General features: G+C 36.4%; 21 protein-coding genes and 2 pseudogenes. 15 read left to right on the top strand and 8 right to left on the bottom strand.

What is annotated here, in order from left to right; translation table 11 throughout:
* Positions 1-45 precede the first annotated feature (45 nt).
* The 6 genes from AB4X21_RS01980 to AB4X21_RS01955 form a co-directional block, all read right to left on the bottom strand.
* Positions 46-966 (bottom strand): BsuBI/PstI family type II restriction endonuclease, encoded by a 921-nt coding sequence (locus AB4X21_RS01980; RefSeq protein ID WP_369088111.1) that lies wholly within the window; start codon positions 964-966, stop codon positions 46-48.
* Complete coding sequence (locus tag AB4X21_RS01975) at positions 959-2410, bottom strand: Eco57I restriction-modification methylase domain-containing protein (protein ID WP_369088357.1); 1452 nt, start codon at positions 2408-2410, stop codon at positions 959-961. The genes AB4X21_RS01980 and AB4X21_RS01975 overlap by 8 nt, the downstream gene beginning before the upstream one ends.
* 138 nt (positions 2411-2548) lie before the next feature.
* A complete protein-coding gene (locus AB4X21_RS01970; RefSeq protein ID WP_369088110.1) occupies positions 2549-3232 on the bottom strand; it encodes a helix-turn-helix domain-containing protein in 684 nt (227 codons plus the stop codon).
* Positions 3233-3240: 8 nt separating this feature from the next.
* A complete protein-coding gene (locus AB4X21_RS01965; protein WP_369088109.1) occupies positions 3241-4098 on the bottom strand; it encodes an ImmA/IrrE family metallo-endopeptidase in 858 nt (285 codons plus the stop codon).
* A 569-nt stretch (positions 4099-4667) separates the two neighbouring features.
* Positions 4668-6161, bottom strand: coding sequence for a DNA/RNA helicase domain-containing protein (locus AB4X21_RS01960; RefSeq protein ID WP_369088108.1), 1494 nt, complete (start codon positions 6159-6161; stop codon positions 4668-4670).
* A 161-nt stretch (positions 6162-6322) separates the two neighbouring features.
* Positions 6323-6658: a helix-turn-helix domain-containing protein gene (locus tag AB4X21_RS01955; protein ID WP_369088107.1), complete on the bottom strand. Its 336-nt coding sequence runs from the start codon at positions 6656-6658 to the stop codon at positions 6323-6325.
* A gap of 880 nt (positions 6659-7538) precedes the next feature.
* Between AB4X21_RS01955 and AB4X21_RS01950 the strand changes: the two genes are divergently transcribed.
* From AB4X21_RS01950 to AB4X21_RS01880, 15 genes are all read left to right on the top strand, one after another.
* The gene (locus AB4X21_RS01950; RefSeq protein ID WP_048789262.1) at positions 7539-7835 is read left to right on the top strand and encodes a hypothetical protein; all 297 of its coding nucleotides are present in this window, start codon (positions 7539-7541) and stop codon (positions 7833-7835) included.
* Positions 7836-7856: 21 nt separating this feature from the next.
* Complete coding sequence (locus AB4X21_RS01945; RefSeq protein ID WP_369088106.1) at positions 7857-8327, top strand: conjugal transfer protein; 471 nt, start codon at positions 7857-7859, stop codon at positions 8325-8327.
* 13 nt (positions 8328-8340) lie between these two features.
* Positions 8341-10029, top strand: a complete 1689-nt coding sequence (locus AB4X21_RS01940; protein WP_369088105.1) for an FtsK/SpoIIIE domain-containing protein — start codon at positions 8341-8343, stop codon at positions 10027-10029.
* Between the two features lie 202 nt (positions 10030-10231).
* The gene (locus AB4X21_RS01935) at positions 10232-11464 is read left to right on the top strand and encodes a replication initiation factor domain-containing protein (RefSeq protein WP_049503708.1); all 1233 of its coding nucleotides are present in this window, start codon (positions 10232-10234) and stop codon (positions 11462-11464) included.
* A gap of 14 nt (positions 11465-11478) precedes the next feature.
* Positions 11479-11712, top strand: a complete 234-nt coding sequence (locus tag AB4X21_RS01930; RefSeq protein WP_000456042.1) for a hypothetical protein — start codon at positions 11479-11481, stop codon at positions 11710-11712.
* 1 nt (position 11713) lies between these two features.
* A complete protein-coding gene (locus AB4X21_RS01925) occupies positions 11714-12271 on the top strand; it encodes a conjugal transfer protein (protein ID WP_369088104.1) in 558 nt (185 codons plus the stop codon).
* 10 nt (positions 12272-12281) lie between these two features.
* Positions 12282-13277 (top strand): conjugal transfer protein, encoded by a 996-nt coding sequence (locus AB4X21_RS01920; RefSeq protein ID WP_369088103.1) that lies wholly within the window; start codon positions 12282-12284, stop codon positions 13275-13277.
* Positions 13278-13286: 9 nt separating this feature from the next.
* Positions 13287-13511 carry a TcpD family membrane protein gene (locus AB4X21_RS01915; protein ID WP_003005585.1) on the top strand — a complete coding sequence of 75 codons (225 nt, stop codon included), beginning with the start codon at positions 13287-13289 and terminating at the stop codon, positions 13509-13511.
* A 2-nt stretch (positions 13512-13513) separates the two neighbouring features.
* Entirely contained in the window at positions 13514-13924 is a 411-nt protein-coding gene (locus AB4X21_RS01910) for a conjugal transfer protein (RefSeq protein WP_006149323.1), read from the top strand.
* Positions 13925-13937: 13 nt separating this feature from the next.
* Entirely contained in the window at positions 13938-16442 is a 2505-nt protein-coding gene (locus AB4X21_RS01905; protein WP_369088102.1) for an ATP-binding protein, read from the top strand.
* A gap of 11 nt (positions 16443-16453) precedes the next feature.
* Entirely contained in the window at positions 16454-18340 is a 1887-nt protein-coding gene (locus tag AB4X21_RS01900) for a conjugal transfer protein (RefSeq protein WP_369088101.1), read from the top strand.
* Position 18341: 1 nt separating this feature from the next.
* Positions 18342-18566 carry a hypothetical protein gene (locus AB4X21_RS01895; protein ID WP_369088100.1) on the top strand — a complete coding sequence of 75 codons (225 nt, stop codon included), beginning with the start codon at positions 18342-18344 and terminating at the stop codon, positions 18564-18566.
* Positions 18567-18582: 16 nt separating this feature from the next.
* A complete protein-coding gene (locus tag AB4X21_RS01890; RefSeq protein WP_369088099.1) occupies positions 18583-19695 on the top strand; it encodes a CHAP domain-containing protein in 1113 nt (370 codons plus the stop codon).
* 15 nt (positions 19696-19710) lie between these two features.
* On the top strand, positions 19711-19983 hold the full coding sequence (locus AB4X21_RS01885) for a helix-turn-helix domain-containing protein (RefSeq protein WP_369088098.1): 273 nt from the start codon (positions 19711-19713) through the stop codon (positions 19981-19983).
* Between the two features lie 10 nt (positions 19984-19993).
* The gene (locus AB4X21_RS01880; protein ID WP_369088097.1) at positions 19994-21211 is read left to right on the top strand and encodes a tyrosine-type recombinase/integrase; all 1218 of its coding nucleotides are present in this window, start codon (positions 19994-19996) and stop codon (positions 21209-21211) included.
* A 331-nt stretch (positions 21212-21542) separates the two neighbouring features.
* Here the strand turns inward: AB4X21_RS01880 and AB4X21_RS01875 are convergent.
* Both AB4X21_RS01875 and AB4X21_RS01870 read right to left on the bottom strand, forming a co-directional pair.
* Positions 21543-21876, bottom strand: a pseudogene (locus AB4X21_RS01875) (diacylglycerol kinase family lipid kinase); the annotation flags it as partial.
* 18 nt (positions 21877-21894) lie between these two features.
* Positions 21895-22020, bottom strand: a pseudogene (locus tag AB4X21_RS01870) (IS982 family transposase); the annotation flags it as partial.
* Positions 22021-22057: the final 37 nt, after the last annotated feature.

Below are 22057 nucleotides of genomic sequence, written 5' to 3'. Positions count from 1 at the left end.
ATAATTTGAAACAAAATAACTATACAACTTAACCCTCAATTATTTTCAGTCTCTTGGTCCCATAAATCGGTCACCATTTAAATGTATCATATGCTCCGGAGACTCAGCTAACCAAACCTCTGTTTCCCAAGCAATACTATTCGCAAACTTTTTATAAGTTTTAAAATCTTGAAATGCTGTTATGTAAATATTTCCAGCATCACAATCTTTAGTTATTTCCTCTATTTCAATTATCCTCTTTGGAGTAATTTCACCAACAGATGTTACAGCTTCTATAAAGTACAACCAGTTCTTATCTTTATCATAAAGTACAACGTCTGGTAATTTATCATGAGCGAATACCTCCATTTTTAATTCTTTGAATCTATCTTGATTTAATACTAAAAATTTATTAGTGGTATCTCCTACATAAATAACCTCTGTATTTTGAGCAAATCTAGGTGCAAATTCCTCTATAATCGCTTTTTGTAATTCATTGTGTTTACCTGTTGAAAATTCGAACCCCTCTGAATTTATTGTAATAGGAATTTTAGTCAAATTTCTTTTAGATTCATATTTATTTTTCAAAGTCTCGTGAGAATTTGAAAATTCATTTAATTTAAACTCCCACTCAACACTATCAAATTTTTGGATTAATTCTTTAAATTCCGAGGTTATTCTATATCTAAAATTTGGAGAATTAGTGGCTTTATCATTGTTCTCTATAATACCCGCTTGCATAAAATGCTGTATAGCTTGTTTTCTAAAAGTCTCTCTACTATTTTCAGCATAATTTTTACGATAATTAGTATTTACAAATTGAATAATATCATGAATCCGAATCCAATTATTTGTACTTCTATCCCAAGTAGCTTGTTCGTCTATATCAGCCATAGCAAGCAAAGTTAAAGCCGGTAGCTCCGCACATTGTTTGTCAGGCATCCCAATAAGTTCTAAAATCTTTTGAGCGCTTTTAATACTAGGCATAATCTAAAACCTCTTTTTCTAGCAATTCATCGCTATTTTGTGAAGAAAAATCTTCACTATCCATCAATTTTCTTCCTAATTTCTTTAACAGTTTTTTATTCGGAATCGGCATATCATTAATTTCTGTTGCATTAACCTGCGTAGAACCATTTAAAATTCTATAATAATTGTCATAATAACTAGAATTAAAAATAACAAATAAACCAAATACAACATCCCTATCTAAATGTGTTTTATCAATATTCTCAATAAAATTCAATTTATTATCTGTAGAAATATAATTTGTATGAATATCATCCTTTAAGTATATCGCCGGTTGTAATCGCTTGGATTCTTCTTTTGAAGTAAACCGTTTTAACATTAAATAGTCCTTATTCTCCTGCATCATACCCTTTGTTGGTAAAAGATATTGAAATGTTTCCTTTAAGTTTGGAAATTTTACACGTCCATTAACTATATTTGAGGAATAAATCAGTGGTATTGTTTCCTCGGTAGATTCTTCACTTAGTCTTTCTCTATTTTTAAAATCTACTGTTAATCCTGTTTTCAATTTCATTCCCAGCGTTGGTAGTGTATCTTGGAAGCTATCCAGTTTTTTTAGAAGATGAATTTCTTCTTTACTTGTTGGAATAAAGATATATTTATTTGCCCCTCTGATAATAATTTCATGATTCACGTATAATTTTTGGATATTTTGAAAACTATTATTTTCAGAAGTTGAAATTTTTATATCAATTTGCTTATTTTTAGGCATTTTAACAAATTTCACAATAACTGTTTCTTGCAAAACTTTCTCAATGGAAAAAGCTTCGTCTCTGCTATTAAATATATGAATATCAGTTAGAATTACATTATTAAAAATAAATTCTCTAAATTTTTTAAAATAAGCACCTGAAGTCCAAGAACGTGGAACAATAAACACCATCTCACCTAGGCTATTTTTAAGACAATGAGCACTTAGAGCCATAAAAAGGAAATAAAGATTGGGTGCGCCTGAAATAATCGATTCCATGCCCAAAGTTTCTGGGGAATGTCTTGGAATTTTCAAATACGGCGGATTGCTTATTATATAATCAAACTGTCCATATCTGGTAATTGTATTCATTGAAAATTCTAAAGATTGTTCTGTAATAAAATTCTCATCCAATATTTCAACATTCAACTCTATATCTTTACAGTAATCCTGAAAAACTCTGATATTTTGTTCTAAAATAGGCAAAACATCTTTATTATTTTCCACTAAAATTAGTTCTATATACTCAACATCATTCTTCTTCGCGACTTCAAGGAAAGCCGATAAAATTCCTGTTCCAGCTCCGGGGTCTAATACCCTTATTCTATTTTTAGAAAATGAAAACATGCTAGCCATAAATTGAGCTGTTTGACTATCTGTAAAAAATTGTCCAATCTTTTTCTCTCTTTTTTGGTTTTTGTACCCAAAAATAGCTGTGTATTATCAATAATTTTTTGTATTAAAGTCATAGTATTTCTTTCTTATTTGTACTCTTTATTATATCACATCGTCACAAAATGATACTGTCAATAATTATGTGTAAACACTCAAGTAGAGTTATGACATCATTTATTTAATTGGCATAAAGTTTCCAACGACAATCCCCACAATTCGCGGATCTTCATCATATGAAAGAAAAATATCTCTATACTTTGGATTGATAGAAACTAACTTTAAACCGTGTTCTTCACGATAAACTCGTTTAATGTAGGTTTGGCTATTACAGACTACAGCGTAAATCTCTCCATCATAATCAAATCCTGTCTCACGAATGAGAGCCACAGAGCCATTTTTATATTTGGGCTCCATCGAGTCTCCAGATACCCATGAAGCAAAGTCATGAGCTAGTTCTTCATCAAAATAAACAGTATCATAGTTCTGATCGTTATAAACCGATGAACCGATACCTGCAGACATTTTTTCGTAAACATGGTATTCATATAGTTTTTCTGATATTGAAATAACATTCTTACATTGTTCTTTTTGAACTAGGTTTCTAACATAACTAAGTGCTTGATCCTTCCCTTCATCTGATAGAGTATTATATAGCCGGACGATTTCAAACTCTGTAAAATAACCTATTGGGACATCTAGAATCTGCTCTAACTGCTTTACTTTTTCTTTAGATGGTTGTTTTACTCCACGCTCCCATGCGGAATAAGCTTGATAACTAATACCTAATCGATCCGCAATATCCTTTTGTGTTAATTTCAATTCTTTCCTACGAGTTTTTAGTTTTTCTGGTTGATACATCACTTACCTCACATGACTAATAATTCTAAATTCGCCTTTCTCCTTGCTTCTGTTTCAGATAACTTTTCACTATCCCACACGTAGGCTAAAGATTTTCCCTTATTGTAAACAAGCCACACCTTGAATTTCTTTACCGCTCTAATTTCGTCCCACCTAGTCTGGTCAAGTAATTCTGGTAGTTCTTGACTCGTCACAAAATTGGTTCGTTTCAATCTCTTTTTTAGCCGTTCTATAAGCGAGGGTTGATATTGATTGAATTCTTCAATCAATATTTCTTTCAGTTGATGAAAGTAATGGTGAAGGGAAGCGTTTTGACCGTCTAAGTATTCATCTACTGCCTGCTTGATGGCTGATTCAGTATCCACTTGGTAAACTCTCAACAAATCAATCAATCGAAAATAAAGCGCTTGCTTTGAAACCTCTAAATCTTCTTTGACTTTTTGAAATGAATCACAAGAGTAGTAAATCTTGGATAGTAGAACAATATCAGGCATGAGAACGATAGCTGAAAATATATTAGCTTCTCGCTCTAGAATAGATTCCTGATTATCCACTGACTCTGTAAAATAAGAACCATCGTGTTTCAAGATAAAGTGTCCTAATTCATGACACAAGGTAAAGTGACGCTTGCTTACAGGATTATCTTGTTCGTAGGAGAAACTCGTTCCTAGTTCATCAATAACCGTCAACCCTTCAATTTTATGATTTGAAAAGTGGTGAGAGATGACTTTAATCTGATTCATATCAATACAATGGTCAAAATAGTAGCGAAAGTGATAGTTCAGGGTTGAAATTTCTTCTTCTTTTATATACGGATAAAGGACTTGCTTTGTGATTTCGCTTACTCTTGAATACAATTCATCCAAAGAATGATACCTCCTTAAGTATAGTCTGAAAAAAACTAAACCATTTAGGTTGAGTTTATTATATAAAAAAAGTGGACGATTGTCCACGAAATATTATGAGGCTGTTGGGATTCGAACCCAAAGCGGCTACTCATACATTATTTTGTTATCTCTAGAAAGTCAGTCAGCTACCTCAGCGCCGCATGAAACTACCATTGACAATATTGTTTCTTTCATAGTTTTTTCTCCTTTAATTTAATCCATGATAAAGCTAAACTCATCATCGAAATAAAAATTGAGATTAACATAGAAAGACCAAAAGAGTGACAAAATACTGCAAGCTACTATCAATCATTATCTGACTGACACTAGCTCACCTAGCTTGCTTATTAGTATATTTTTCTATGAATCTGTCAACAAACAATATACAACTTAAGAAGAGATCAAGAACCTGTTTTGTAATTTCACTTACTCTTGGATACAATTTATCCAACGAACAGTAGCTTCTTTAAGTCACAATGTATAAAACTAAAGCAAATAAATTGAATTTATAATACAAAAAGGTGGATAATTGCCCACACAAAGATCAATTATTTTTTTGTATCATCATACCATGTAATAATTTCCTGTATCGTTTTAAACATACCTGTATTATTAATTACAACAAATAGTAGATTTTGTTTTACTCTCGTAATTCCCTCAAATAAATTATTTATTTGTAGATATGGATAATATTCATTGGTCACCGCTATTAATTTTGCATCTTCATTATAGTAGACTCGCTCATCTATCGGAATCAAAACATTATCATATTCCCTACCAATTACAGTGAACCCATTTTCAGAATCTGATAAAATCTGTTTTCTTTTCTTAACTCTGCTAACAACAGTAGTATACTCTGCAATCTCAATACAGCAATAATTCTCTACTTCTTCACAATTTTTAATAAATTTACGAGCCTCCTCTAATTCCGTAAAGTATACTACGTTTACTTTCGGGAATTCCATTGGTTCAAGACGTCTTGCTTTCAAATCAAATAGTTTTTTTATGAAAGTTGAAAGTGCCTTATCGCTTCGTACTCGGTCTGTTAGTGTATGGTTTTCAACATTTGGATCGGCTTCTAATAAGGCTTGAATATCCTCACTCTTTTCAGTATCTTTTAATACTTGCTCTTTATCAACAGAGAAAATGATAGTTGCAGTAGAATCAATAAAAACATCATATTGATCTTTAGTTAATCTCTGTGCTTCATCAATTAAAATAACATCAAACTCATTATAATCATCAATACTCCATTCTTTTACCTCAGATATTGATTTAAACAAGAAGCCATATTTAGCGGATAATTCAGAAGAGTTTCTAATACTAGCTACAAAAATATAAAGTATGGATTGGTTTTTATTAAATTCTTTTGCTAAATCAAATAGAACTAAAGACTTTCCAGTTCCAGCTCCACCTGAAATACTGAACTTTCCTCTATTATTTCTTAATATTAAATTTCTAATTTCTTTCTGACTGTGATTTAAAAAATATCTTGACTTTATGAATTTATCAGGCTCAGAGTAGGGAGATATCAGAATAGTAGATGCATCTATAAGCTTCAAACTATTTTCTTCAATATACTCCTCTTCTATATTCTTTGCTACTTCTCTAAAATCTACCTTGACAAGTTTTCCTTGATCTATTTTAAACAGTTCATTTGTATTTAATACAAATGAATATGCAAATACATTTTTCCCTAAAGTATTTAACAAATACGTATGTCTATCTAATTGATCATAAATTCCATTTAAACCATCCTGAGGATATTGAGATTTTAGCTCAACATTAAGTATCGAATCCTTTGAAAATCGCAAAATATCAAACTGTTCTCTAAAGCCATCTTCAACTGTTTGATCCAATAAATAAGCAAACAGTTGTTTTGAACTTAGAAGCGGTTTTAATTGCATAAAAAATGAGTTACAACATTTAAGTTCTTCCTCAGAAATACTGGATAATCTATTAACCTTTAAATACGATTTCAACAACTCCTCATTTTCAAAAACTGAAATAAATGAGTCAATATTTATCCACCCTGACTTCATAATCCTCTAATCTCCTACAAATCACCACATATAAAATATGTCAGATGCCAACTTCCTTTATACATATTATTTGTTACACAAGCCAAAATACTAATACAAATTTTTTATCATTTTTTAAGTGCAATTAATTTACTATTCTAAACACTTATTAAACAATTATTTCAATTTCTAAAAGCTTTCTTGCGTTCTTCCATAAACTCAATCAACTCTTTTTTGAAAGTTTTCTTTTCTTCATCAGTCAATCCCTTTGAGTTCATACGGAATAGCAATTCAATATTGTCTAAATCATTTGATTTTTCTTCTGAGTTCCCTACTAAATAATCAACTGTGACATTCAATACCTGTGCAATTTTAACTAGATTTTCTTGTGTTGGTTTTTTTACTCCACGTTCCCATGAAGCATATGCTTGTTGGGAAATATCTAGTTTTTCAGCTATTTGAGCCTGTGTTAGTTTTACTTGTTTTCTTAGTGTTTTCAAGCGTTCTGCGAATTCCATATGTGACCTCAAAAAAAATTTTAAATTTCTGCAGAAAACCGTTGACATTTACAACTATTGGTTGTATAATATAATCAACAACTAATAGTTGTATAGCAATTGAAAATAATAACCTTATCTTCAAGGCTAAATCACGATCATTGACAATTAAATAAAAAGTGCGTCTGACAACCAGAGGACTGATCATCAGAACAACACATAAACTTCGTACCTTTATTGTAAATGTTTTGATAAGAAAAGTCAAGTCCGTATTATGGTTGAAGTGAAGATAGAAAACAAGACTCCATTCTTGTGGGCTTCCACGCATTTCGGACTTTCGCACTTTTCCGAATAGTAAAGTGAACTGGCTTCGCCAAAGGGCGTAAGAGAATCCCTTGGGTATGATGATGACTACCTAAAGAGATTGGCTGGGAAAGCGATGGTAATTGATGCAAAGCACCTTGCTAAACGTTGCCACCGTGAAGGAGGGATCCTTCAACCAAATAACTTTTCTTTACTGCTGTCTATCTAATAAGGTAGACCTACTCTCAAGCTACTAAGTTCTTTCCTTTTTTCACTTAGTAGCTTTTTTACTTTTACAATAAAGGAGAACTCTATGACAAACTTTTTTCGCACTACAATGTAAGCGACTCTATGAAAACTATTTATTTACCTATGCTATGTTTGATAGCTCAGAAAGTCTACTAGCTAAACTATATAGTCAAGCTCTGGTAGATATAGATCATCTAGTCTCTAAGGCAAAAGAAACAGGATTTGCTTATGGAGATATCGATCTTTATAGTCGCATGTATAAACGCAAAATTTTTAATCACTATTACTCAAGAGTTAAGAAACTAGCTTAACTCTTTTTCTTTTACTCAAAATTTGAAAGGAGAATCCTATGATTCCAGAAACACTAAAAATGAAACCAGAATTTATTGGTCAAGCTTATTATGAAAAATTGGGGAAAGCTCCTCAGTCTGTATTTGGTAAAAAAGGAAAATACCAACGTCACATTCTAAACAGTGCAGAGCACGGCGCCTTTCATGTCATCACACCAGCCTCTACAACGGTCTTTCCAGAAGATGCTCTAGTAGAAGCGGTTAACCCAATCTTTTTCTCAGACACTATTTTAAATGGTAAGAATGTTGCACCTTACCGCAATGTTTTTGCGGAAAAATTGGTACTTAAAAAATAAGAAATAAAAGGAGAAAATCACATGGCTAAAATTGGATTAAACTACGGAGAAAAACTACAAATTGCTGACAAGACGTATCGTGTCATCACAGAGGGACTGGATGTCCCGGCAATCCTTGGAAAACTGACTTTCCGAGGCATTGAAGGTCCTGAAGTCATCTTTGAAGTAGATCAATCGCAACGAAATCCTGACGGATCATTTGTCCAAGTCAATACAGGCGAGATCCGTGGCATCGTTGTAGGGATTCATTCTTCTGTCCAGCACGAAACACTCTTTTTCACTATCGCAGACATGTCAGAGTCTGAAATTGAAGACCTGGGAATTAAATACCGAGAAGAAGTAGAATTAGAAGATATTGTTGTCGCCCATATTCACGTGAATAATCGGGATATCTTTAAACTCTTCGCCTCAAAAATCAAAAAGAAAGCGGGAGCTACTCCAGCTAAGGAAACTAAGGAAGTGAAACAAACAGAAAATAAGAAAGATAATTAGGAGGTGATCACTCATGAAACTCTTTACCTATCGAGGAAAAAGAGTTCAAATCTTTCATCGAAACATTAAGGGAATCACATGGTTTATCTGGTGGTTTCCTTTTTTGTTAGCTACTAGTTATTATACTTACCTTCATCTAGAGGAATTGAAAGTTCATCCCTTACCTCAAGGATATTTCATTGGATCCGGAATTCTATTGTCAGTTCTTCTTTCTTTGGGGGTCAATTACCTCTGTTATGAGAAGATCCTCTTCTTTCAAAAGCTCAATAGTCTTCGTATCCTCTCTCGTTTCTTATTAGAGAATAACTTATATCTGGTCAAGAAAGTCAAACGAGAGAAAGGAATTGTTGAGAAAATCGCTCTTCCAAAAGTTTACCTCAAACAAAGTCACTATGAGCTTCAAGTCAGTTTCATCTTAGAAGGAAATAAATTTCAAGATCGATTTTTAAATCTTGGTTCTACTCTTGAAGTCATGTTTAACGGAGATTTTCGTGACAAGAGTTTTGATAAACGATTTGTAAAATACAAAATCGCCATCAATCGGATTGAGAGTCGCATTTCAATTGATCAAGTTGAAGTGAGAGGGTCAAAGATCCGCCTTATGAAAGATGTCTACTGGGACTATGTCAAAGACTCCCACTTACTTGTTGGTGGGGGAACTGGTGGAGGAAAAACTGTCACTCTCATGTCCATTATCTATGCCTTATTAAAAGTCGGCTATATCGATATTTGCGATCCTAAAAACTCAGACTTGGCTTCTTTAAAGAAGCTTCCAGTCTTCCACGGTCGAGTCTATTCTAGTAAAGAGGATATCATCAATTGTTTTAGAGAAAATGTAGAGTTTATGAAAAAGCGCTACGAAGTCTTAACATCTTTTCCAGACTATAGACCAGGGACCTATTACACCCATTACAACTTAAAACCTAAATTTCTTCTAGTAGATGAATGGGTCGCTCTCATGGCCAAGATTGATCGAAACTATAGCCAACAGTCGGAACTCATGGAATATCTAACTCAAATCGTTCTAGAGGGCCGTCAAGCTGGAGTCTATGTAATCTTTGCCATGCAACGGCCTGATGGGGAATATATCAAGACTTCTCTTCGGGACAACTTCATGATGCGTCTTTCCGTCGGTCATTTAGAATCAACAGGCTATGACATGATGTTTGGGGATGCCAATAAAACCAAAGAGTTTAAAAAACTGGACGAAATTAATGGAGTGAAAGTAGTCGGTCGTGGTTATATTGCTTCAAGCGGGAATCTAGCTGGTGAGTTTTATTCGCCTTATATTCCACTTGACCAGGGCTTTTCCTTCTATGATGAATACGCTAAAATCCCAATCATGGAATTTGAAGGAGAAGAGTTCTCAGTATTTGAAGAATATAAACCACCGATTGAAACAATGCAAACGATCGAGGAAGAGGAGACTTTGGGAAACGAACTAGATAGGCGAACACTAAAGGAATTTGCGGATGAGCACGATCTAAAGATGCAAACTCTTCGAAAAATCATCCCTTATATGGAAGAGCACGGGATCTCATTTGAACGGAGTGATTCCGCTATTCTCATTGAACCTTTCCAAGAAAAGTTACTTCTTGAAACAATCACTCGCTTTGAGGAAGATGGACGCAAGTCTTATCCAAAAGCTATTGAAGCGATTGTCAGTCATCATGGGCTAGGACAAGGGCAAGGGCAAGCCTGACCGCAGGTCAGGCGAAGACCGAAGCCCGCCGTTCCTGGCTCGTGATGACAAGAAACCCCGTTTTCTAATAGGGGTTACATTTGGCAAAAACGCCAAGTCCACCCCTCCTCATTCCTTATGGGAGTTGGGTTTTCAATTTTTATGAAGTGTGTCACTTTCGTCAAAAAGTGTGTCACTTCGTTAGAAAGAGGTGTTGCGATGAATGGACAAAATTAGTCCTTTTCATATTAAGAATTTCAGAAAACAAACAGGACTTAGTCAAAAAGCATTTGCACAAGCTGTTGATCTACCTACAAGAACCTACCGCTCTTATGAAACAGGTGAAAGAGGACTGACGATTGATAAGTTTAGAGAACTTAAAGAAAAACTTGGTTACTATCAAGATTGCGATAAAAACAGTCTTCGGGCTCAAATTGACTATCTACGATTGACCTTTCCTAGATTAAAGGATTTAGATGCTTTCTGTGAAAATTTTCTTCACTGTCACCTAAGCGAATTTACAGACCAAGAAACTCGCCTTATGAACTATACCCACTTATGGCAACGAGGAAACATCTGGATTTTTGATTTCTTTGATAAGTCTGTGACCAATGACTACCAAACTTGTCTTCAACTATCCGGTCAAGGATGCCGTGAGTTGGAATTACTTCTAGAAGACAAGGGAATCACTTGGCAGATCTTTCTTCAAAATATCCTTTATTCCTATGAAGATGTTCGGGTGAAGCGACTCGATATCGCTCTAGATGAACTCTATAAGGGCTACGGTCACGAGGACGAACAAATTCAAATTCCCAAATTGATTGATAAACTCTATTCCAAAGAGATTGTCCTAGACACGATCAAGAAATGGAATATCACGGGTGGTGGATCGTTCACAGATAATGAAGACATGGAAGCGAATCACGGCTTATCCATTTACTTTGGAAGTCGTCAAAGTCAACTCTACTTCAACTTTTATGAAAAGCGCTATGAAATAGCTCGAATGGAAAACATCTCCTTGGACGAATCCTTGGAGATTTTTGGTATCTGGAATCGCTATGAATTGCGATTTTCAGATCAGAAAGCTCAAGGCATTGTGGAGGAATACATCAATGGTGTAGATCTCGGAGAAATCGCAAGAGGCATCATCAATAAAGAAATCCAAGTCTATGATGGTCTCACTCGATTTGGAGCCTATAAACCCGATGAAAAATGGCAACGGCTCTTTGGGGGTGTCGAACCCTTAAAGCTCTCAACTAACCCACAACCATACAGTATTGAGCGAACGATTCGCTGGCTGACCTATCAAGTTGCGAACTCCCTTGCCCTAGTCACTGAAGCAGACAAGATCCTCCAAACAGAATACATGAAAATGATTCAGAATAGCGGAGAGATCACTGATCGTGGAAAAGCCATGTTACGACTTCTCAAAGCTAATAAACACTATGAACACTAGAAAGGAAAAACTATATGGAATACAAAGTTCAAATCAATTCACTAGAAAACTTTAAAGCTTGGTCTGGTGGACTGACCACCTTGAACACTGTCCGTGAACGTGGTGGAGTGGATACTCTAACCGTCATTTGTGAGGATATCTTCTCTGGTGATACACCAACTGAAGGGCAAATCAATGACTGGCTCTGGTTTGATTCAGATTTTATCTACCAAGCTCTAGGCTACGATGATCTGCTTGAGGCTTCTTGAGATGCTGAAGAAGATTTATCAAGCAGACTTTCTGCTTCTTCCAGAACAAGAATTCTGGCATATGTACGTTCTCTTACGAAAAGGAAAGGACTTCTACTACGAATGTGCTGGTAGATGTACAGAAGAGCTTCCAGACAATAGAGGTTTCTACAACTATGAACATGCTTGTTTCACACTAGATGGTCAAGTGTTGAGCGTAAATAAAAAAATGCGCCCCTCACTCATTACTTATATCCAAAAGACCATCAAAGACAATCAAGAAAAATTTAGAAAGGAAATTGAAATGGCTACTAAAACTATTTTTGAGAAAAAAGTCTCTCAAGTCACGAATGAACTGGGAGAATTACTTAAAAAGAAAGATCATAGAGAGGCTTGGACCAAGGCTGGAGAATTAAATAGTCTCCTTAAAAAAGAAGAAGCCAAGGATCTAAAACCTGACTTGATCGAACAACTCCAAACTGAGCTACGAGGCTACTATTACATTAATGGCGAGATCGAAAAAGCCAATAAGCGCCTTTATGCAAAAGGCTCAAAGCTCATTGAACTTGCTAGTCTCTAAAGGAGGATCTATGGATAAAGCCAAACGCTACTTGCTTCAAGCAAAAGAATATCTCTCACACTTTAAAAAGGTGGAGAAAAAAGGAGGCCCACCAAAACTAAAGGTCACCAATAAAAAGACCGTTAATATTGCAGTCATAGGAGGAATTTCTTTCCTCCTTTTTGTTGGCCTCTTGGGATCTGTCCGTGCTATCACACTCTCAAATAAGGTAGGAGCACTACAAGCTCAAGTTGAGGCAACAAAAAAACAAAAAGCACAGCCAATGGAGTCTAGTAGAAAATACGACTACAAACTCCAATATTACCTGAATGATTATGTCTATGCTTACTTCACCCTTCCGCAAGAAGGGGATAAACAACAAGCTCAAGTGGAATACTTAAATAGCTTTTACAACTTCATTCCTGATGTGAAAGCCCAAGGTCAAGTTCGAAATCCTAGTGAACTCCTCTATTCTCAGTTAGTGACTGTAGAAGGGAAGGTTGCGACCTATAAGATCAAATACAAGGAAACTATCCGTCGGGACAATAACACGGAAGAAAGAGAAATTGTGACAGGTTTCAATATTCCATTTGATGAAAAAGATGGGAAATACTATATCTCCGGCCTTCCTTGGTTTTCTGCTATTGAATCCTCACAAGCTGGACACTTTAGCGAAGACGATCAGCTTCAATTAACCGCTAACGATCACTTTTCAGATAGTCAGCGTAAGAAAGTTGAAAAGTTTCTCAAGGTCTTCTTTACCAACTATACTACCAATCAAGACAACCTTAATTTGATTGCTAAGGATGTGGATATTATAGCTAATACCACCTTCAAAACAATTGATTATACCTATCTAAAAAAAGATGGTCAGAATCTAATCGCTTATGTTCAAGCAACCTTTGAGGTCGGAGGGACCACTCATTCAGAAAACTTCACCTTTACCCTCTCAGAAAAAGAAAAGACCTACTATGTCACAAAACTAGAACACACCATTCCACTGAATTATGCAAATGATAAAGAATAGGAGAACTTTATGAATACAGACAATCTACGAACCTTCCTCCAGGGCGATGGAATTTGGATCCTGACAGCTATTGCCGTGCTCTTAGCGATCAAGGCTTGGCGGAACAGCTCCTGGCTTCAACTTTTCTCTGTCGTTGGTTTCTATGCCGTTATTGTTTCCATTGCCAAAGGACAAGATATCCTCAAAGCAGTCGGCTGGTTCCTACGACTCTTCGGTATTGAATCAGGACTTTAAGCATGAATGAAGAAAGACTTTATGATTACAGTAAGGGCCTAAATGCTCCTTATTGGATCCAAGAAATCAAGACAAAAAAGGGCACTCGACTATGGTACTTTGCGACACCGATGCAGTTGTCCTTTTTCATTGTCTTTATCATCGTCTTTGTGGCCATGTTACTCTTTGGAGGGTTTATCTTTGTGCCACTCGCAAAAATTACTCACTCAATTTCTCTCTTGCTCTATTGGTATCTCCCTTACAAATTGGCCAAGTTCTATACTGAATACGAGCCTCACGGTAAAAAGATGCACGTCTTTATCGGAGATTACCTGATTTACTTCTGGGATTTTAAGCTAAACAAAAAAGCTATCTATCATGAAGATCGGATAGAGCCTGTAGAAGAAATTGTCTTTGAAAAAACAAATCTATAGAAAAGGAGGACCTATGAGTATTACTTTAACCTATCCTATTAGGGAAACACATGAAAATCTAGCTCTCAAAAAAGATCAAACAGTCGTTGCTTATTATCGTATTCCCAACACTCCTATCACAATTACGGATGATGAAAAAAAGGGCAAACACAAAATCATTGTTGCTCAAATGATGAAGAAGCTCCAGAAAAACAAGTTCTTTGAAATATCTCTGATCCCTAAAGACTATCTTTTAGAAGAGAAAATGCGAGACTTTTCAGATGCTCTAGCAGATGATAGTCGTGAACTAGGAGAAGAATTGCTTCTTTACACAGTGGATCGTCTAACAGATGAAATGGAAATCCCTTATCAGTTTGATTGGGTCGTTGGAGTGACCTTACGAAAACAAAATCATGGAGCTACCGTCAAAGACTTGGCCTATGAGAGCTTCAATGAGTTTTCAGAAAAAATCGCAAAGGGTCTTGGCTATGAATATGAGTTAAGTCCCACTTGGTATGAAGACTATAAAAGTGATGAATTCACTATTTTTCAAGCCTTCTCTGTCCTTCGGGCAAAACGTTTATCAAATGAAGAACTCTTTTACTACCAGCGGATGCAGTACCTTCGCTATATTCCTCACTACAAGAAAGAGGTGCTCGCTAATCGTGCTCAATTCAATATCACAGACACCTTGATCAAAGTCCTAAAAGGTGGTTTCCTCAAGCTAGAAAGCCCTTATGGATCTTCTTTTGTGACTATTCTTCCAGTTGGTAAATTTCCTGTTCAATTCAATGGTTTTCATTTGGGCGAATTTATCCAACGATTTAATTTTCCTGTAGAACTAAGAATCAAGGCAGAGTTCATTGATACCAACAAGATCAAGGGACGAATGGGACGTTCGAATACCCGTTATCGGAATATCATGGAAGAGGCAGAAAATACTGATACTGTCCAACAAGACGAGATCATCATGGGCTCCATCTCTCTAAAGGACTTAATGAAGAAAGTCGGAAACAAGGAAGATATCATCGAATATGGAGCCTATCTGATTGTCTCTGCTTCTAGTGTGAACCAACTCCGTCAAAGACGACAAGTGGTTTTGAACTACTTTGATGATATGGGAGTGGAAATTAGTGAAGCCTCTCAAGACGGACCTTATCTCTTTCAAGCTCTGCTCTATGGAGAAAACCTCCAAAAGAAAACTCGCACCTGGACACATATGGTCACAGCTCGTGGATTTTCAGAGCTCATGCCCTTCACCAATACTTCTTCTGGAAACCGTATCGGTTGGTATATCGGCCGAGTAGATAACTGGACTGGCCGTTGGGACGATATCGATAAAGCTATTGATTCCTCAAAGAACATTGTCCTCTATAATGCGACAGTTGGAAATAAAGAAGATATTGCCGGAAAGATTACCAAGAACCCGCATATCCTCATGACGGGGGAAACGGGACAAGGGAAATCCTTTCTTGCTCAGATCATCCTTTTTAGTGTAGCTTTACAAGATGTCAAAACCCTCTACATTGACCCGAAACGTGAACTTAGAAATCACTATCAAGAAGTGATTAATTCACCTGAATTTGCACGTCTCTATCCTGAACGCAAGAAACAGATCGAGAACTTTAACTTTGTAACACTGGACAGCTCACTTCCATCAAACCACGGAGTCTTAGATCCTATTGTTGTTCTAGATAAAGAACAAGCTGTAGAGGTCGCCAAAAACATGCTCGAGTTTCTACTACAAGCTGTGGATGATGTCACAATGGACCAGAAAACAGCTATTACAGAAGCTATTAATGCGATTGTAGAAAAACGAGGCGCTGGTGAGAAAGTCGGCTTTAAACACGTACTAAAAGTGCTGAGAGGCTCTACTTCCTCTGAAGTTGCTTCGGTTGGTCGTTATCTGACTTCAATTGTCACAAACTCTATCTTGGAACTAGCCTTTTCAGATGGAACCACTCAAGGACTTAACTATGAATCACGGGTGACTATCTTAGAGGTCAATAACCTCAAGCTACCAAAGGATGATTCTACAAAGATTTCGGATCATGAACGTAACTCTATTACCCTCATGTTTGCGCTGGGTGCTTTCTGTACTCACTTTGGAGAACGCAACGAACATGAAGATACCATTGAGTTCTTTGACGAAGCATGGATCCTTATGAAGTCTGCAGAAGGAAAAGCCGTTATCAAAAATATGCGTCGGATTGGACGCTCCAAAAACAATACCTTGGCACTGATTACGCAATCTGTACATGATGCAGAAAATGACGATGATACAACGGGATTCGGGACCATCTTTGCTTTTTATGAAAAGTCTGAACGAGAAGATATCTTAAAACACGTCAATCTCGAAGTCACTGAAAGCAATCTCGAATGGATTGATAATATGATCTCTGGTCAATGCCTATACTATGACGTCTATGGCAATCTCAATATGATTTCCGTACACAACATCTTTGAAGATATTGATATGCTTCTAAAACCAATGAAAGCTACGGTATCATCAAGCCTTGAAAACAAATACGCTAGTTAGGAGGTGAATCCATGCAAGAAGCTTTTGACAAACTAAGGGGAGTCGATATCTTCTCTCTCAAGTCCTATATGGAGCCGACTGGGTTCGCTTTCTTTAACGGGGCTTGGGTTCTGATTAATGAGCTTTTCGTCAACTTCTTCTTTTTCATTCTAAACGCAGTGGTGGGCTTCTTTTCTTTGTTAATACGAATTCTTGAAAAGATTGATCTTTACTCCAATTATAAGAACTATGTATTTAATGGAGCGATGAATATCTGGAAAGGATTTATCGGTTCAAGTTCTGGCGGAGTCGCAAAACAATCACTCGTTTCAATGTTGCTTCTAATCCTAGCTTTCTATCTCTTTTACCAGTTTTTCTTTTCGAAAGGAGCTTTTTCAAGAACTCTACTTCATGTTTTTCTGGTACTCATCCTTGGCTTTGGTTATTTTGGAACAATCGCTGGAACATCAGGTGGTCTGTATCTACTAGATACCATTAACCATGTCTCTCAAGATGTCACTAAAAACATCACGAATATCAAGGTAGAGTATGGCAATAATAAATCCATTAAAATTGGTGATTCCATGGCAGATAGCTATATTGCAGAAACCTCTTATAAAGCCTACGTCTTCGTCAATACTGGACAAGAAAATGGGAAATATAAGAATAGCCAAGATGGGAAACAAGAAACTTTTGACGATAGTAAGATACTAGGAACAGGCGATAAGAATGGAAACTTTAAAGCAGTTAAATCTAAAGATCGCAATAAATATCTAGATGAACTAGGAAATGGAGCCAATGATGATGGTGAAAAGAACCGTTGGGTTTCCGCTATGCCAGATTTCATCTTTACTCGTATGTTTTATGTGATCTTCAAAATCTGTGAAGCCTTTGTATTAGCGATACCCGTTATCTTGATTCAGATGTTAAACGTTATTGCTCAGACACTCGTCCTGATGATGATCCTGCTCTTTCCAATTGTGCTATTGATGTCCTTTGTACCAAGAATGCAAGATTTGATTTTTGGAGTTCTAAAAGTCATGTTTGGAGGGTCGCTTTTCCCAGCTATCACGAGTCTATTAACGCTTTTAGTCTTCTACATTGAAAAAATGATCGAAAACATTGTCATTACAGGTTTTGATGGCATCCTTAAAACACTTCCATCTTTGATTATCTTCGGCCTTGTTTTTAAACTACTCATTTCAGTTGTATCAAAAGGACTTGTATACTTCCTTCTATGGAAATACAAAGCTGAATTGATTCAATTCATTCTTGGATCTAAAGCACGAATGGTTGCGAATGATATTGGAAACAAAGTTGAAAAAGGGGTTACAAAGACCAGAGAGGTGGCTTCACAAGTGCCATCGAGAAGTTTTTCATCTGCTCAACACCTTGGGAACTTTGCCTTAGCAGGTGCTGGTTTCGGAGCTGGAATGGTGATGAATGCCAAGAGTCACTTCCAAAATGTTGGTTCTTTCTTTACCAATAAAGAATCAGAGCACCAACCTGATGAAGTGCTCCCAACAGAAACGCTTGAGACTCCAATAAGTCCAGATGCTCCAGAACCAAACATTCCGAAAACAAAGCCAACGCTAGAAGGGGTTAAACCAGTTGAAGAAAAAACACCACCAACTCCTTCAATGGAATCCCCAAACACAGTAGAACCAACACCAAGTTCAAACGAGGAATTTCAAACTCTTAAAGAAGAGTGGATTTCTCCATTTAAACAACTCCGCATTAATAGTATTGAGCACAAATTAGAGGAATATAAAGATCCTCAAGCCATGTACAAAGCCCAAGGATCCAATGCCTTCACTCGTGCTTATAGAAAAACCATGACACGAGATGATAAATTGAGAGCCAATATTGAACGAAGAGACCGATTAACAGAACGCTTAAGACAACTTAGAGGAGAATAATATGAATACCAAGATACGCTCAAGAACTGCTTTTCTAAGAGTTCTTGAAGAAACTCTTTATCAAGCCTACCAAGAAGGAAAACGCTCAGTCGATTTCCTTCTTTTATTTCCAGTCTCAGAACAAGAAAGAGACCAAATCATCCTACAGACTAAGTCCTATTCAGTCGTTTTAGATGCGAAATGGCGTTTTGGGACTGTTTTGTTCACTGCTTATATAAGACATTGATTAGAAAGGAGATTCGATGAAAAAACTAAAATGGTTTCTATTAGCTGGTCTCATTCCTCTCTTTCTACCAGTCCTCATTATCATTATCCTTATGGGGGCTGTCGGAGGTGGTGGAACGAATGGCTCCTCCCAATCCAAAAATGGAGTGACTTATGCGGATCACTGGTCAGATGGAGATCCATATACTCACAACCTACTGGTTCATCGCTTCGGTATTACAGCAGAGCAATTAGATGGCTTTTTAGATACGTTAGGAATCTCCTATGATAAGAACCGAATTAATGGGAAGAAGCTCCTCGAATGGGAAGCTAAATCTAATCTTGATGTCCGTGGAATCGTTGCGATCGCACTGAATGAAAGTTCCCTTGGAACTGCTGGGGTAGCCACTAATCCTGGAGCCAATATGTTTGGTTTTGGGGCCTATGACTCCAATCCAGAATATGCCAATAATTTTAATGATGAAGTTGCTGTTGTCGGACTAACCCAACAAACCATCATTGGAAATAAAAACCAAACCTTTAAAATTCAAGATGACAAGGCTAAGAAGTTTGCGAATGGAACACTCAATCCAGCAACTGATGGTGGAGTCTATTTCACAGATACCACCGGATCAGGAAAAAGACGTGCAGAAACCATGCAAAAACTGGATGCCTTCATTGATGAACATGGAGGAACACCAAAAGCTCCTGAACAAACTACAGGAAAAACTAGAGATGGTGGTGGCATCACTTCAAATGATATACCTGTAGGCTATAGTTTGACAACAGCTATTGATACCACAGGATATATCACTAGCACCTATCCTTGGGGACAATGTACCTGGTATGTCTTCAACCGTGGAAAACAAGTCGGAGTCAACTTTGATCCATTTATGGGAAATGGTGGACAATGGATGAATAAGCCAGGTTTCACAACAACCCATACACCAACAGAACACTCTGCTCTATCATTTAGTCCTGGACAAGCTGGAGCTGATCCAATATACGGGCACATTTCATTTGTGGAGCAAGTCAAATCAGACGGTTCAATTCTTGTATCAGAATGTAATGTTAAGGGATTAGGAATTATTAGTTACCGTACTTTTGACGCAGAAACTGCCAAACAATTTACATATGTTATTGGACATTAGAAAGGAGAACAATATATGTTAGTACAACTACCAGAAGAACAGACACAAGAAATTCAAAAAATGATTGCAACTCTTATCAAAGATGAGATTCATCATTTCAAAGAAGATATGGGGTTAGACACTCCATTTCTGAACAAAAAACAAACGTGCCATTATCTAGGAGTTTCACATAATACTCTTGATATCTGGATTGCAATGGGCCTACCGTATATTCGAGTCGGAAAGTCCATTCGTTTCAGCAAAGAAAGTATCAATCAGTGGATGACTCGCCTAGAGATAAGTGCATAAGGAGGCAAAAATGGGCATTTCAAAAACAAAAAATGGATCCTATAGGCTTAGGGTATATATACCCGACGACGTCCAAGGAAAGCTAGGGATTGGAAAACGATTTGAAAAAAGATTCAAAACTCGCAGAGAAGCAAAGGAAGCAGAAATAAAGTTAGCTGTTGACATTGAAAATGCACGTTTAGGAAGGTCTTCTACTTTATCTCAAAGGAAAGGAGATATTCTATTCAAAGATTTTTATAAAGATATTTGGCTAGAACCTTATAAAGCAGGGCAAGCCACTGCTACCATTAAACCACCTACAGCAGTAACCATCTTTCAAACAGAAAATCTCTTTCGTTTGCAGATTCTTCCCGTTCTAGGTAATTATTCTATTGATCATCTCAATGAAAACAAACAACTAGTTTTGTCACTTCTTACCCCATTATCAAATTCTTATGCCAACTTTAAATCTATTAGAGGGTACGTCAATTCTGTCTTGGACTGGGCAGAGGAGCTTGAATATATTCAAGTCAATAAGGTAAAAAAGACAATCAGTAGAATTAAAGCTAATAAAAAACTAGCTCTCAAAGAAAGTAAAAAGTTTGAAGACTTAGCATTAAATGAGGAGGAACTTAAACAATGGCTACAAGCATTTGATGAAGATCTAAAAAATGATCGAATGGAATTAAAAGATTATGCTTTGTTCTATACGACATTCTTTTTATCAGATAGAAAATCAGAAACCTATGCTCTCCAATGGAAACATATCAATTTTGAAAAAAATGAAATTCTCATTGAACAAGCATTAGACAAATTCGGGAATCTGAAATCAACCAAAGGAAATAAAAAAACTCTATTTAAAGCTCCTAAAGAACTAATGAATATCCTGACCGATTGGAAAATAGAACAAAAAAAGCAACTAAAGCTGTTTGGAATCAGACAGAATGAAAAGCAATTCGTTTTCACATACAACAATAGAAAAAACGGTATTAACGTTCCACTTCATATTGATTATCTTAATCATCGAATGAATTCTATTCGAAGAAGACATCCGGAACTTCCTCCAGCATCTCCTCACAAATTAAGACACACCGGAGCAACTCTGGCAAGACAGGCTGGAACATCATTAAATGCTATTTCAGAAGCACTTACTCATAGTGACATCCAAATAACGAAGACTTATGTCAATACTACTGAAACAGTAAATCAAACAGCAGGAGAAATAGCCTTTAGAAGTCTCAAAAAGTAATAGTGTGAACTTGGGGTGAATTTTGGGGTGAACTTTAGTTTTTTGAACAAAAAAAGACATCCAAGAAATAATTCTTGAATGTCTGTAAACGTTGATATAATCGTGTTGATTAACGCTTTGAGTGCAGTGGTTGCCATCCAATCAAACATCGCTTCGCTTGTTTTCTTGGGGCAACTGTGCATAGCATATCTCTATGCGACTAAAGTCGCTAGAGCTATCCTAATTGCGCACCGCCAGTTCTCATAGAAAAAAACACCTTGCAAGATGCAAAGTGTTTTCGTTTGTATTCTGCTGTCCAGCAACGAATTAACGTTTAGAGAACTGGCTAGCTTTACGAGCCTTTTTCAAGCCTGTTTTCTAGTATTTTTATATCTACTGGCAGATTATCCGACTTATCCCCATCAACATCTGACTCTAACTCAACCTCTGAAGAAATCCTAATATTGCGTACTTTGATATATTCGATATTATTGTTACCTACTAGATCCCCTTTTTAATAAATCTGGGATAGCCGATAATTTAGAAATGATGGATGAATCCTTTAAAATCAAGATATTTCCATATTCATCTGTATTTTCATCAAATAGTTATTTGTCTGCATAGTAATTGGATAGAAGAACTAAGACCTGAGTAGCTTCACCTTCATAATTGCCATTTTCGCTTTCAAAAGGTAATAATTGCTTGTTCATAGCTTGGCGAATCAGTTGCACCAGCCAAATTAATTGTCTTGACCGACGAATAAAGCGACTTCTTTCAAGGATTCGACCATAAGGAAACAGTTGGCAGATTCTATAAAAGTGTCGATGTGATTCGGCACGCTCATCAGACTCGCTACACAGAGCTGGT

Source organism: Streptococcus sp. CP1998 (genome assembly GCF_041026655.1).
Classification (GTDB): Bacteria; Bacillota; Bacilli; order Lactobacillales; family Streptococcaceae; genus Streptococcus; species Streptococcus dentalis.
This window is presented reverse-complemented; position numbering and strand designations above follow the sequence as displayed.